Genomic DNA, 13,488 nt, shown 5'->3' on the forward strand with positions numbered 1-13,488 from the left:
AGGACTTCGACGAACGTTTACCGGAACTGTTGGACAACATGCGTGAAGACGACCTGTTGATTATCACAGCCGATCACGGTAATGACCCAACGGCGGAGGGGACAGATCACACACGTGAATACATTCCGGTGTTGTTCTACAGCCCGAAATTCAACGGTGGCACTGCCCTCGACGGCGATACAACGTTCAGCTCTATTGGAGCGACAATCGCCGATAACTTCGGTGTGGACTTATCAGAATTTGGACGTAGCTATTTAAATGAATTGAAATAATAAAAGCCGTATCGCAAGTAGAAAGCTACTTGAACGATACGGCTTTTTGGCGTTTGACACATAGAACATAAACCACTAAAGCAATATTATTTTTTCTTTCTTTTTACAGTTTTGACAGGCTTTTTCGTTGTATCATTTTTAGCAATTTCCTGTTGTAAACGTGCTACTTTTTGATCAGCGTACTCCGCATAATATTGATTTGAAAGGTACATCTGAATGACTAAGAATAAGGCGCTCACTGACCAATATAAACCGAGTGCTGAAGCAGAAGTTAATGTAACAAAGATAATAAAGATAGGCGACATAATCATTAACATATAGCCCATTTGTTTTTGTTCTTTCGGCATATTTTGTAAACTGACGAGAGATTGTAAGAAATATAATACCGCCGCAATAATCGTAATGATAATATCAGGTTCAGATAACTTAAACCATAAAAAGTCTGGATACGTTGTGATTTGGTTGAAAACCGGCCATTTGAGTGCCGCATACAATCCGAATAAAATCGGCATTTGAACGAGCATCGGTAAGCAACCTAACATATTCTTCATCGGATTAATTTGATATTTCTTGTAGACCGTCATCATTTCCTGGTTGGCTTGTAAACGTTCTTCTTGTGTCTTGGCATGCTTAATTTTCTCTTGAATCGGTGCGAGTTCTGGTTTAAGCAAACCGAGAGCGCGTTTCATAAATTGTCCTTGTTTCGTTTGTGACAGCATAAAAGGCAACATAATAATGCGAATGGTTAAAACGACGAGAATAATGGCTAAACCATAATTGTGATTTAGATGCGTACCAAGCCAATCTAATAATAAATCCATTGGTTTCGCAAATGTGTTATAGAAAAAGCCACTTCTACTATCTGGATCAGCATAGTTACATCCAGATAACAATACGGATAATAGTACAATAAAGCTCAGGTGTCTTACTTTCATAAAATAATTCCTTTCCCCATAAAGTTCAAAATAAAAAGCAACACGTTAAGTTGCCTTAATAAAATACATAACCATTTAACTTAATTATACAAAATATTAGTCTGTATTGAAATAATGCTCAAAAAAAACAAAAGTCATCACATTAACTATAAATCTTATGATGAAAAAGTGGCTTTAAGCAGCTTATTACACTGTTGGCTTGTGAAATATTATTCAAATTTTATTGAAAGCGTTATACTAATAATGTGAAAAAGAAAGGGTGACGTACATGAAAAAGTTAATTCAAGATAAAACGTATTTTTTGAAGGACATGCTTGAGGGCATGAGATTGACGAACCCAGATGTGGACGTTATTGAAGATACAGTTGTCGTTCGCGCAGAGAAAAAGCAAAAGGGTGTGGCACTGGTGTCAGGTGGCGGCAGTGGACATGAGCCAGCACATGCGGGTTATGTCGCACAAGGTATGCTGGATGCGGCGGTATGTGGTGAAGTCTTCACATCGCCAACACCAGACAAAGTATTGGCAGCGATTAAGGCAGTTGATAACGGTGACGGTGTGCTATTGATTGTGAAAAACTATGCCGGAGACGTGATGAACTTCGAGATGGCACAGGAAATGGCACAAATGGAAGATATCGCAGTCGAAATGGTCGTTGTAGCAGACGATATTGCGATTGAAGATGTTGAAAAACGCCGTGGTGTGGCAGGTACAGTGCTTGTACATAAATATGCGGGCTACTTATCTGAACAAGGTGTGACGTTGACAGACTTGAAAGAAAAAGTGGAAGGTCTGTTAGCAGGTGTTCGCTCGATTGGTATGGCGTTAACACCACCGCTTGTGCCAACAACTGGCAAGTACGGCTTTGATATTGAAGCAGATGAAATGGAAATCGGTATTGGCATTCACGGCGAACGTGGGATTACGCGTACAACGGTTGAAAGTGCGGAAAATATCGCACAGCGCTTAGTAACACGTTTAGTCACAGAAGTAGATGCCCCTGAAGTGATTGTAATGCTGAATGGTATGGGTGGCACGCCGTTGTCTGAATTGCATATTATGACGAAATATGTGTCAGAACAACTTGTAGCACACGGTAAGAAAGTGACACATTGGTTGGTAGGCGACTATATGACAGCTTTGGATATGCAAGGTTTTTCAATTACACTTGCCCCACATGATGACAACTTATTAACGGCATTAAAAGCAGAGACAGAGAGCCGTTATTTTTAATAGTTAAGGAGAGATTGTATGAATACAGCAACTTTAAAAGAACGTTTGCTTGCGTTAAGAGAGACGTTTAAAGCAGAAGAAGAGACATTGACAGAGTTAGACCGTGCGATTGGCGATGGCGACCACGGTGTGAATATGTTACGTGGTTTTGAAGCATTGCCAGAAAAGTTGGATGACAGCTCGATGGCGAATTTGTTGAAATCAACGGGTATGACGTTAATGTCGAACGTTGGTGGCGCGTCTGGTCCATTATACGGCTTTAGTTTTGTGAAGATGTCACAAGTGGCAGAAGATGATATTAATCGTGAACAATTAGTGACATTATTGAATGCCTTTGCCGAAGCGATTGCGCAACGTGGTAAAGTGACGCGTGGCGAAAAAACGATGTTGGATGTGATTGATCGTGCGCGTGAAGCCGTTCAAAATGGCGAAACAGTTACATTAGAAACCCTACAAAGTTATGCGGAAGATACGAAAGCATTAGAAGCGACAAAAGGGCGTGCAGCTTACTTCAAATCTGAGTCAATCGGTCATATGGATCCTGGCGCGCAAAGTAGTGTCTATATTTTAAATGCGTTGATTGGAGATGAGTAGGATGACAAGCATCGTACTTGTAAGTCATAGTGAAAAAATTGCCCTTGGAACGAAGGAATTACTTGAACAAATGGCACCCGGTGTTTCAGTTGTTGCGGTCGGTGGGCATGAAGGCGGTATTGGCACGTCATTCGATACGATATTCGCGACAATTGAAGGCTTGGAAGATGACGCCGTATGCTTTTTCGATATTGGCTCATCAGAAATGAACTTAGATATGGCATTGGAAATGTATGCGGGTAGCAAGCGTGTTGAAAAAGTTTCAGCACCAATTGTAGAAGGTAGCTTTATTGCGGCAGTCTCTATCTCAACAGGTAAAGACTTTGATGCAGTGATTAATGCGGTAAACGCTGAATTTCAATAACATAAAAAGCCATTGGTACAGTTTAAACGACTGAAACCAATGGCTTTTTGTTGACTAGTTTGTTTTCTTAACAACTTCTGATTTTAAGCCGATTTGACCAAAACCAGGAATTTTACAATCGATATCATGACCGTCTTCTGGATCAACAAGGCGGATGTTTTTCACTTTTGTCCCTTGTTTAATGGCGTTAGAGCTTCCTTTCACCTTCAAATCACGGATAACTGTTACAGTATCGCCATCTTGAAGTACGTTTCCATTCGCATCACGTACAATCGCTGCTTCTTCAGCTTCAGCAACAGATTCTGCTGTCCATTCGTGTGCACACATTGGACATACGTATAATGCGCCATCTTCATAAGTATACTCAGATCCGCAACTTGGGCAATTTGGTAAGGCTGTCGTCATAATTATTGAGACCTACTTTCTTCATTTGATACTACTAATCTAGCATAATGTACGCAAAAGCACTAGTACCGGTTGCATGAAATTAAAAACATGCTGACATAAAATATAATTTTTAAAGAAAAATAGCATATATTTTATTTTTGTTCAAAAGTAATTGTGGGATAAGATTTCCATGCTATAATTGATAATCATTATCAATTATATATCGTGGAGGCGAAAAAGAGATGAAAAGGTTATTGTTATTGTGCGTATGTGCGCTATTACTTTTGGCAGCTTGTGGGTCGAATGAGCAAGGTACTAAAGACGGTAAGCAATCAAGTAACAAAGAAGCAACGGAGCAAACATTTACTTCAGATAATGGCGAAAAGGTGAAAGTACCAACTGATCCAAAACGTATTGCGGTGTTACATCCAACATATGTCGGTGCATTAGTGAAGTTTGGTCATAAACCAGTCGCGGTATCGCAATATGTTGAACAAAATAAAGTGTTAGACGACGCAACAAAAGGCATTGAGCGTATTGATGGTACAAGTATTGAACAAGTGGCAAAACAAAAACCGGATTTGATTATCTCAACGGTTGAAGATAAAAATGCAAAGAAATTACAAAAAATTGCGCCAACTGTGTTCTTTGATTCGAATAAATCACAATATCGTGAGACAACGAAGCAACTTGGCAAATTAATTGGCGAAGAAGAGAAAGCAGAACAATGGTTGAAAGATTGGGACAAACAAATGGCGAAAGATAAAAAAGAACTTGCGCCATTGTTGAAAGGTAAAACAGCGTCTGTCGTACAACAAACACCAAAAGGAATCATGGCATTCAGTGATCATTACGGTCGTGGAACAGAAATTCTTTACGGTGGCTATGGCTTAAAACAACCTGAACAATTAAAAGCAGCAACGAAAGAACGTTTTGCGACACCAATTAGTCCGGAAACATTTGGCGACTACATGGGTGACATTGCAGTCGTTGCGCAACAAGGGGACATGACACCAGAATTCCAAAACACGAACTACTGGGAAAACTTAGATGCTGTAAAAAATAATCGCGTTATCACATTAGACGTGTTGGATACGCAATACAATGATCCAATCTCTCTTGAAAAGCAACGTGATATTTTCTATAAAGCACTTAAAGAAATGAAATAAGATGAATATTGGAAGTTGAGACATTCATATAAACATGCAACTTAAGTTTGAGTATTTAAGTAGCTGACTGGTATGCAAATACGCTTTTACAAGCTTTTTTACACCTAGTCAGCCTTGCCAGGTGGGATAACGGAATCTTTTTATAAAAATGAGATTCCTGTCCCACTCTTTTTTTGCCACTGCTAATCATTTGTAGTACGTTCCGTTCCTGTTTTGCACAAACTTGTTTTATAATATATATAAATGAGGTGGTCGGATGAAGCGGTATTATGAGCAGGATGGCAAGCGTATTTTAAAGCAATATTTAACAATTAATGGCGTAAAGCAAGGTGTCATTATTGAGACACGTAATTTTGCGAATCCCATTTTATTAGTAGTACATGGTGGACCGGGCTTCCCGCTCTATCCGTTTTTTCGTGCGCATCATATCGATCTGACAACGCATTATACCGTCGTCTTCTGGGATCAGCGTGGGACTGGGATGTCTTATACGAAACAAGCCGTCAAAATGGAAGAAGTTGTTCAAGACGCGGAGTGGCTGATTCAATATTTATGCCATCATTATCACAGACAACAAGTCTTTTTAATGTGTCATTCATTCGGCACGATTATTGGTGCGATTCTGGCGCATAAACGTCCCGAGTGGATTGCGGCGTATATTGGTATTGGTCAACTGGGTGATGTGTATCGCAATGAGCGTGTGATCTTGCAACGGCTATTAAAGCATGCGAAGAAGGAAGAAAATGGCCAAGCAGTTACAGCGTTAGAACGTGTGAATTTAGGACGTTATTTTAATAAGGATAAATATTACGATAAGGTGAGAATGCGCTATACAGAACGCTATAAAGGTGGCTTCTCGGTTCGAGGTTATTCCGCGTTCAAGATGTTCCGAGCGATGATGTCGACGCCTTACTATACATTGAAGGAACGTATTAACATTATACGAGGCAGTCTGTCTGCATTCGACCATTTGACAACTGAAATGGTCGAGACGAATTTGATGACAATTGCCCGGGAAATAACGGTGCCATTTTATTTAATACAGGGGCAGTATGACTTGCAAACGACAGATATTGATAGTCGTGCATTATTTGAAGCCGTAGGGGCTAAAGAAAAACATTATTACTTATTTGAACAGAGCGCCCATGCACCATTTGTCGATGAACGTGAAAAATTTTTAAAAATCATGCATGAAATCGTTGACCATCACGCGACGTCATAGTCTATAACAAAGGTAGGAGGTGAAGCGATTCATGGCTACTTATGCGATAGGTGATTTGGCAAAAATGTTCAATATTTCAACGAGAACATTACAGTATTACGATGAGAAAGGTGTACTCCCACCAGCATATGTGAATGATAATAACTACCGTGTGTACACAGATCAAGAAGTAGAAAAACTGAAACTCATTTTATTGATGAAAACACTCGGTATGCAGTTAAAAGAAATTCAAGCGTTGATACAGGCAGAAGGTACGCTCGACACGGTTCGACTCATATTAGACCAGAAACATCAAGCATTAGAACAAGCAATTCAGAAACAGCAAGCGCAGCAAAAACAGATTCGAGCCATGCAACAGATGATGAATGAAACTTCACAGTCATCTATTACAAAACTACAAGACATGGATCGTATGATTATGAAAAATGAAAATCTCAAGCCGTTAAGAGTTAAAACGATAGGATTTGCCAGTATCGGTACGCTCAGCTTATGGTCAGGTGTTTGGTTAGGTGCGAAAACAAGCAGCTTAACGTATCCTTTGTTAGGCGTTGGCGTAAGTGTCGGACTTGCTTACTATTTAACTAAAGATTATTACCACCAAGTGCAATATATGTGTCCGAACTGTCAGCACGTATTTATTCCAAGTATGCGTACATTTATATTTGCGTCACATACGCCATCAACAAGGAAATTAACATGTCCGTCATGTCAATTTACCGGTCAGTGTGTTGAAGTGTATCAACCGCATTAATTGAATCAAGGTGTTGTATTCGAAAGTTTCGTTATTAAGCGAGCGTTCGATGCGACACCTTTTTAAGATTGTGTGCATAAATACGAAAAACTAGGGAAAAGGAATGAAAAGAACAAGGGGGAATAGGGTATGAAGTACATCAAGATGATTGCAACGGGAGCTGTATTGTTGTTACTTACAGCGTGTGGCTCACAAACAGCAGAGAATGAGAAAGAAGCATCGCAGGCGTCAAAGCAAGAAACGAAGGCCCATAGTGAAGCGGAACATAAAGCTAAAACAGACGAGCAGCAACAGAGTAAAGATTCAAACCCGAAACAACAAAAAGAGGTAGCACAGGCGGATAATGCGAAAAAGGAAATGGCAGCAGACCAAAATAAAGAGAAAGCAGCGGCTAAGTCACAGACGGCACAAGCGCCAAACTTTGATCAATTAACAGAGCGTGAACGGGTGGCATTATTATTCTTTGCTGACAACATTGGCGATAAATCTGTGACGGCAGAGGAGATTGTCAACGGTCAGTATCAATTTGAAGGATACCAAAAAGAAACACGTAACTTAGATCAAGTGATTATCAAGCCTACTTTTGATATGCGGAATCAACCAGAAGGCATGAAGTTTTATACTTTAACAACACCGAAAAGCAATTTTGCCACGATCGTGGGTGTGTCTGATACGAAAGGCATGGTCGGTGGGACACAAAGCGCATTGCTGGATTATAAAGAATTAGCAGAAACGTCTGTAGAATTTGACTTAGCACCGATTTATGAGAAGCAAAAAGACAGTGACGCATATCAAACAGTTATGAAGAAATTGAAATTTGAACCAGATGATTATAGTAATCAAGGAGAACAAAGCACATATATGACACGTTATCGCTCACAAGTTTATGATAAAATTAACGAATTTGAAGGGCATCCCGTAGACACTGAAAAATATGATTGGGACCCGACATTACAATTGAGTAAAACCGGATGGACGATTACATTCCGTGATAAACAGACAGGCGATGTCGCAGGATATTACACTGTTAGAGATGGCAACGTTGTGAAGTTAGACCCACGCGGTCAGCAAATTAAACCAGCACAATAAAAATGAAGGGTTGGCACTGAGATGGCCGACCCTTCATTAATAGGTATTACATAATTTGATATTAACGTACAATGTAGTCTAAAGATTGTGCACTTGTCGCATCAATCGTACGATAAGAAATCACACCAAGTCCTTTGACGTTAGATTCTGAAATGACAATAGAGCCATCACTATGTACCTGTTCTACAAATGCCACATGACCGTAGTAGCTATCCGCACCTAGTTGACCAGGTTGGAAGACGACAGCACTATGTTTTGTTGGGCGATCTGTCACTTTATAACCTTTTTGATGTGCAGAACTAGTCCATTCAGCCGCATTACCCATATTACCCGCGATGGATTTGCCAAATTGTGCCATGCGGTGGTATACGTACCATGTACATTGTCCTTGTGGATATGGCGAGCTACCGGTTGTTCGGAACGCTTTAAAGCCGTTACCACTGATACTTTCGCCGTTTGTCACAATATCTGCCTCTAACAACTTCGGCATTTTCTTCTGATCAAAACGAGTTAAGTCATACGTTTGAATCAGTTGTTTGAGCTTCGTATCATAGTTAGGGTCTGTCGCATAGGTACCGACAAGTTCTGATGTGGCTGTACGATAGCTGCTACTTTCACTTTTCCAAACGCCTTTATAAATCGTTGGATTACCGTCAATACCACCTTTAATCAATTTCGCATAGTCTTCAAGAGAGGCTTTTTGGTTCGGATATTTTCGGAAATCTGCTTGAATTTGATACATATTTTTACCGTTAGACTCTAGTGTGTTGAAACCAACTGATTGTCCTTGGTAGGCACCTTTCATACCAAATAAATTGTAGTTCGGTGATTGCGCTAAAGCACTGCGTCCAGAGTCAGATTCTAAAATCGCTTGTGCAATCATCACAGACGCATAAAGGTCCTGTTCTTGACCGATGCGATGGGCATCTTTGGCAATGTCATTAATAAATGCGCGTGTCGATTGGTTAGGTGCGACACGTATATCAGAGACCGCACCTGTGTCGTTGCTGTTATGCGCAGACGGACGTTCTTGGAACCACGTTGTCTGACGCATCTGTGATTGTTTCGGCAAGTCATCAAATGTTTGGGCAGGCGCTTGTTCACGTGAGCCTGTGTAAGTATCCTTTGCCGGAATTTGTGGATTGTTAGACGTACGCTTAGCGCTTTGCGCCTGTTGTTGCGTCTGTGTCTTCTCAGCTTTGTCACTGTATTCATCTAACAAAGCTTCGATCATGACATCATCCTTCACAGACGTCTTACCTTTCTGAGTCGCTGCATTGGTATCATCAGTCGGCGTGTTCTCTGCGTCTGTCTTATCGTCCGTATCAGTGTCCTTGTCATCCGTACTAGTTGTGTCGTCTGCGTCTGCTGTTACATCAGTCTCATCTTCGTCCGTTGTAGTATCTGTTTCTGTCTCGTCCGCTACATCTGACGCTGACGTTGAATCTTCAGTTTGCGTCCCTTCATCCACTGTCGTCTCATCCGCATTATCCGTTGCGTCATCAGATAATAAGTCATCCGACGACACATCATTATTATCCATAGATGTCACATCATCAGATGCCACCATATCGTCAAAAGGTGTTTCTTCGTTTAAAATCGCGTTCAAATTATCGAAAAAGTCACGTTCATCCGGAGATAGACTAGACGCTGGTGCAGGAGAAACCTCCGTTTGTGGCATATCTTCCGTGCCAACCCCTACATCAGATGTCGCACTACTTTGGGGTACAGTTGTAGATGTCTCATTATTAAGCGCGTCTGTATTACCTGTTGCTGTGTTGTATAGCCAGCGATCAAAGGCATCCATAATAAGTGGTGTCTCAAGCTCATTTTGTTTCGTCTTACGAGATGTTGTCGCTTTATTCGTTTTATCATCCTGTTGTTTCTTGTGCACTTTCGACACGTGTTCGTCATCTTGTGTCGCATTGTCATCTTCTGTCGGTACGATGTCTAAAGGGGATGTTGTCTCATCATCGTCCATTTGTGTTGGGATGTCTTGTTCGAGTGCTGTTTGTGCTTTCTGACTGGCAGCTTCTGCAAGATTACCTGTTGTAGGAGATGCAACAAGTGCAGTTGTCAATAAGCTGGTAAGCAGTACTTTTCCTTTCATGCTAATGCCTCCTAAGTAATTATCCGAAAGTATATCTTTAACATCCATCGTTTATGTATCGTGTGCTACTTCAAAATAGGGTCTGAGTGTACAAATTGGATGTGAAATTGTATACTAGTTAGGTTACATAGTTAGTTGATATGTGTCAACTAAAAATCATTGTAAATAGACGTTAAATTTGCAGTATCGCTTGCTAGGTTTTAATGGATAGAGGTGGAAATAATGAAACAGGCGTTTAAGCTTTTTTTAACAGATCTTAAAAGAATTGGTAAAGCGCCAGGCGCACTGATATTGTTAGCAGGACTTGCTATTTTGCCTTCTTTTTATGCGTGGTTTAACCTTGAAGCAACTTGGGATCCTTATTCCAATACGGGTAATATTAAAATTGCGGTGGTCAATGAAGATGAAGGAGATATGGTCCGTGATAAAAAGATTAATGTCGGAAATAAAATAGAAGAGACATTGCACAAAGACGACCATTTTGACTGGCAATTTGTAAGTCGTAAAGAAGCGGATAAGGGATTGTATAAAGGAAAGTATTATGCGGCGATGTATATTCCGAAACAATTCTCCCATCAAATTACAGGGACTTTGAGAAAAGACCCGCAACAAGCGAAAGTAACGTATAAGGTCAATCAAAAGCTGAATGCAATCGCACCTAAGATGACGGATGCGGGTACGAGTGAAATTGTCAAAAAAGCAAATGAAAGTTTTGATAAAGCAGTCACAAAAGTACTTTTAGAAGAAGCCAATCGTTTAGGTATTGAGATTGAAAAACAACTGCCAACTTATAATAAAATTCGTGACGGCGTTGATGCTGCCTATCAAGCGTTGCCGAAGATTGAAAAGTTCCGAAAAGCGATTATTTATATTGATGAAAATCAAGGAACGATTGATAACTATGCCGATAGATTTCGTAATCTAGGCAATTATAAAGATGAAGCGGTAACAGCTGCGGAAAAATTGAATCAGCTGAACGCAAGTATTCCAGCGATAAATGAGCGTGCCAAACTGGTATTGAAATTGAACGAATATATGCCAGAAATTGAGCGTGCCTTACAAGTTGCAAGTGGCGTGCCAGATTATTTTCCACAGATTAATCAAGGCGTTGATACGGCAATTGCAGGAACAGAAAAAGGCTTGCAAACATTGGATACTGCGAGTCAAGTACTGCCAACAATTGAACAGCGTGTAAATGTCTATGAACAAGGGATTGAGCAAGCACGTGATATTAATCAAGGCTTTGCGGACAATCTCACACAGTACCAAGATCAAGCGAATAACACGACGCCAGTTCAGCCGAATACGGGTAATAACCCTATCAATAATGGTTCGCAATTGAATGGCAATACGAATCAAAATGGTGTGGTGGATCAAGCGCAACAAGCGGTAAACAATACGCTACAAAATGGCTTGAATAACCAAAATAATGTTCAAACAACACCACAAAGTGCGCAAGGAACGGACTATAAAGTGGTTCAACTGAGCACGCAAACAGATAGCAACATAACGCCATTGCCAGACGGTCAAGTCATTACCGCAGATGAGGCGACAGCGATGGGAACGGATTATGGCAATGCGTTACAAGGTGTTAATGAGATGATGTTGTCACAACTTGAGGCAACTCGACAAGACTTAGATGCGGCGAAGAACATGAGCTATGGTATTCTGAGCAGTAACCAACCAGATACGTTTGAGCAACCACTGTCGCATTTAATTGCGCGTATGAACAATGCGAATAAGACATTGCGTGATTATCGTGACTGGCTGACTCAGATTGAACAATCGGAAGGTATTGATTTAACGGAACAACAAGAGAAGTTGAAAAACACACAACAAGAGATTAAAGCAATGACGAAACGATTGAATGCACTGCAAGACGCGATCGCATCGGGTAACACAGGCAAAGCAGAGGCGCAAGATGTGATTGAAGCGTTAGATGCGTTGCAACAGCGATTAACGGACACAAGCACAACGGTGAAAACTGATATTGCGAATGCGCTGTTAGATGTTTCTAAACGTGTAGACGAAGTGCTTAACAAAGGGGCTGCGACGATTGATACGGTGCAGGATAAACTGCAGACGACGAAAGAAATCGTGCGTAACGGCCAAGTCATTTTGTCAGATGCGAATGCGAGATTGACACAACTGAGAGATGTTTTGCCGACGGTGGAGGCGAAATATCAACATGCAATGTCGATTGCGCAGGCGTATTATCCAGAGTTTAAGTCAAGCGTGGCACGTGCAGCTGATTTTGTCCGCAATGATTTACCAGAATTAGAAGCGAACATTGCCAAAGCGACGGATACGGTCAACGCGAAGTTGCCGGAAGCATTTGAGAAATACGATACGTTGAATGCGCTGTTGGACGAGAATCAACCGAAAGCGAAACGTGCGTTAAGTAATCTCGCTGACTTTGCGCGTAATGACTTGCCAACGGTTGAACAAGACTTGATTAAGGCAGAGAAGGTCTTTAAAGAATTAGACGAGGATAATACAATAGAAGACATTATCAATTTATTGCGTAATGATTTGAAAAAACAAGCGGGTGTCATTGCACATCCGATTGAGATTGATCAGCACAACATTTTCCCAGTGAAAGACTATGGTTCAGCAAGTACACCATTCTATACAGCACTTGCGATATGGGTCGGTACACTGTTGCTTGTCAGCTTGTTAAGTGTTCATAACAAGCATGAAGACTTGAAGCCGTATTTGACGATTCGTGAAACATATCTCGGTAAAATGGGACTCTTTATGATGATGAACATGATTCAAGCATTTATCGTATCAGTCGGTGATATCGTCATTCTGAAAGCATCCGTCGAATCTGTACCATTATTTATTGCGATCAGTCTGTATTCAGCAATGGTATTTACAATGATCGTGTATACACTTGTGTCAGTGTTAGGTAACCCGGGTAAAGCACTTGCGATTATTATCTTAGTGCTACAAATTGCCGGTGGCGGTGGGACATTCCCAATCGAAGTCACACCACAATTTTTTCAAAAACTGCATCCATTCTTACCATTCTCATACAGTATTGATGCATTGCGAGAAGCGGTGGGCGGTCCTGTACCAGAGATTTTAGCAAGCAAGCTCATCTATCTCGGTATATTTGGTATCGTCTTCTTCTTAATCGGTATTATTGGGAAGCCTTACCTCAACCCTGTCGTACATCGACTCGCTGAAAAAGCAGAGAAAAGTAATATCTTTGAATAAAAAGGTATAGTTCGGGGCTCGGACACAAAAAATTTAAGCACTGGGAAACCGATAAACGGTGTCCCAAAAGCAGGATTTTCGACAGAACTGCCACGATTTCGGCAAAATCAAAAAGCAATTTTGCTCATCGTTCGGTTCTGCT

The 13,488-nt window shown here is 40.8% G+C and carries 11 protein-coding genes and 1 pseudogene; 9 read left to right on the top strand and 3 right to left on the bottom strand.

What is annotated here, in order from left to right; translation table 11 throughout:
- Positions 1–272: pseudogene (locus tag CD122_RS07880) on the top strand (phosphopentomutase); the annotation flags it as partial.
- A gap of 86 nt (positions 273–358) precedes the next feature.
- Here CD122_RS07880 and yidC read toward each other — a convergent pair.
- The gene (gene yidC / locus CD122_RS07885) at positions 359–1,207 is read right to left on the bottom strand and encodes a membrane protein insertase YidC (RefSeq protein WP_103358446.1); all 849 of its coding nucleotides are present in this window, start codon (positions 1,205–1,207) and stop codon (positions 359–361) included.
- Between the two features lie 268 nt (positions 1,208–1,475).
- Here yidC and dhaK point away from each other — a divergent pair, with 268 nt between their 5' ends.
- Genes dhaK through dhaM form a run of 3 tightly spaced genes read left to right on the top strand, consistent with a single transcriptional unit; the run spans position 1,476 to position 3,396 of the window.
- Entirely contained in the window at positions 1,476–2,438 is a 963-nt protein-coding gene (dhaK, locus tag CD122_RS07890; RefSeq protein WP_103358447.1) for a dihydroxyacetone kinase subunit DhaK, read from the top strand.
- An 18-nt stretch (positions 2,439–2,456) separates the two neighbouring features.
- Complete coding sequence (gene dhaL / locus CD122_RS07895; protein WP_103358448.1) at positions 2,457–3,032, top strand: dihydroxyacetone kinase subunit DhaL; 576 nt, start codon at positions 2,457–2,459, stop codon at positions 3,030–3,032.
- A gap of 1 nt (position 3,033) precedes the next feature.
- The gene (gene dhaM, locus CD122_RS07900) at positions 3,034–3,396 is read left to right on the top strand and encodes a dihydroxyacetone kinase phosphoryl donor subunit DhaM (protein ID WP_103358449.1); all 363 of its coding nucleotides are present in this window, start codon (positions 3,034–3,036) and stop codon (positions 3,394–3,396) included.
- A 54-nt stretch (positions 3,397–3,450) separates the two neighbouring features.
- Here the strand turns inward: dhaM and CD122_RS07905 are convergent, their stop codons facing one another.
- Complete coding sequence (locus tag CD122_RS07905; RefSeq protein ID WP_103358450.1) at positions 3,451–3,801, bottom strand: zinc ribbon domain-containing protein YjdM; 351 nt, start codon at positions 3,799–3,801, stop codon at positions 3,451–3,453.
- Between the two features lie 224 nt (positions 3,802–4,025).
- Here CD122_RS07905 and CD122_RS07910 point away from each other — a divergent pair, with 224 nt between their 5' ends.
- The 4 genes from CD122_RS07910 (at position 4,026) to CD122_RS07925 (ending at position 8,014) form a co-directional block, all read left to right on the top strand.
- Positions 4,026–4,952 (top strand): ABC transporter substrate-binding protein, encoded by a 927-nt coding sequence (locus tag CD122_RS07910; RefSeq protein WP_103358451.1) that lies wholly within the window; start codon positions 4,026–4,028, stop codon positions 4,950–4,952.
- Between the two features lie 256 nt (positions 4,953–5,208).
- Positions 5,209–6,174: an alpha/beta fold hydrolase gene (locus CD122_RS07915; RefSeq protein WP_103358452.1), complete on the top strand. Its 966-nt coding sequence runs from the start codon at positions 5,209–5,211 to the stop codon at positions 6,172–6,174.
- Between the two features lie 31 nt (positions 6,175–6,205).
- Positions 6,206–6,925, top strand: coding sequence for a MerR family transcriptional regulator (locus CD122_RS07920; RefSeq protein ID WP_103358453.1), 720 nt, complete (start codon positions 6,206–6,208; stop codon positions 6,923–6,925).
- A 129-nt stretch (positions 6,926–7,054) separates the two neighbouring features.
- Complete coding sequence (locus CD122_RS07925) at positions 7,055–8,014, top strand: cell envelope integrity TolA family protein (RefSeq protein ID WP_103358454.1); 960 nt, start codon at positions 7,055–7,057, stop codon at positions 8,012–8,014.
- Between the two features lie 61 nt (positions 8,015–8,075).
- Here the strand turns inward: CD122_RS07925 and CD122_RS07930 are convergent, their stop codons facing one another.
- Positions 8,076–10,124, bottom strand: coding sequence for an amidase domain-containing protein (locus tag CD122_RS07930; RefSeq protein ID WP_142381192.1), 2,049 nt, complete (start codon positions 10,122–10,124; stop codon positions 8,076–8,078).
- A gap of 222 nt (positions 10,125–10,346) precedes the next feature.
- Between CD122_RS07930 and CD122_RS07935 the strand changes: the two genes are divergently transcribed.
- Positions 10,347–13,346 carry a YhgE/Pip domain-containing protein gene (locus CD122_RS07935; protein ID WP_103358455.1) on the top strand — a complete coding sequence of 1,000 codons (3,000 nt, stop codon included), beginning with the start codon at positions 10,347–10,349 and terminating at the stop codon, positions 13,344–13,346.
- The last annotated feature ends 142 nt before the right edge of the window (positions 13,347–13,488 follow it).

It is taken from the genome of Staphylococcus rostri (genome assembly GCF_002902145.1).
In the GTDB taxonomy this organism is placed as follows: Bacteria; Bacillota; Bacilli; order Staphylococcales; family Staphylococcaceae; genus Staphylococcus; species Staphylococcus rostri.

Excerpts from the sequence above, each read along its gene's own strand:
- yidC (WP_103358446.1), bottom strand. The coding sequence starts at position 1,207 with ATGAAAGTAAGACACCTGAGCTTTATTGTACTATTATCCGTATTGTTA.
- dhaK (WP_103358447.1), top strand. The coding sequence starts at position 1,476 with ATGAAAAAGTTAATTCAAGATAAAACGTATTTTTTGAAGGACATGCTT.
- dhaL (WP_103358448.1), top strand. The coding sequence starts at position 2,457 with ATGAATACAGCAACTTTAAAAGAACGTTTGCTTGCGTTAAGAGAGACG.
- dhaM (WP_103358449.1), top strand. The coding sequence starts at position 3,034 with ATGACAAGCATCGTACTTGTAAGTCATAGTGAAAAAATTGCCCTTGGA.
- CD122_RS07905 (WP_103358450.1), bottom strand. The coding sequence starts at position 3,801 with ATGACGACAGCCTTACCAAATTGCCCAAGTTGCGGATCTGAGTATACT.
- CD122_RS07910 (WP_103358451.1), top strand. The coding sequence starts at position 4,026 with ATGAAAAGGTTATTGTTATTGTGCGTATGTGCGCTATTACTTTTGGCA.
- CD122_RS07915 (WP_103358452.1), top strand. The coding sequence starts at position 5,209 with ATGAAGCGGTATTATGAGCAGGATGGCAAGCGTATTTTAAAGCAATAT.
- CD122_RS07920 (WP_103358453.1), top strand. The coding sequence starts at position 6,206 with ATGGCTACTTATGCGATAGGTGATTTGGCAAAAATGTTCAATATTTCA.
- CD122_RS07925 (WP_103358454.1), top strand. The coding sequence starts at position 7,055 with ATGAAGTACATCAAGATGATTGCAACGGGAGCTGTATTGTTGTTACTT.
- CD122_RS07930 (WP_142381192.1), bottom strand. The coding sequence starts at position 10,124 with ATGAAAGGAAAAGTACTGCTTACCAGCTTATTGACAACTGCACTTGTT.
- CD122_RS07935 (WP_103358455.1), top strand. The coding sequence starts at position 10,347 with ATGAAACAGGCGTTTAAGCTTTTTTTAACAGATCTTAAAAGAATTGGT.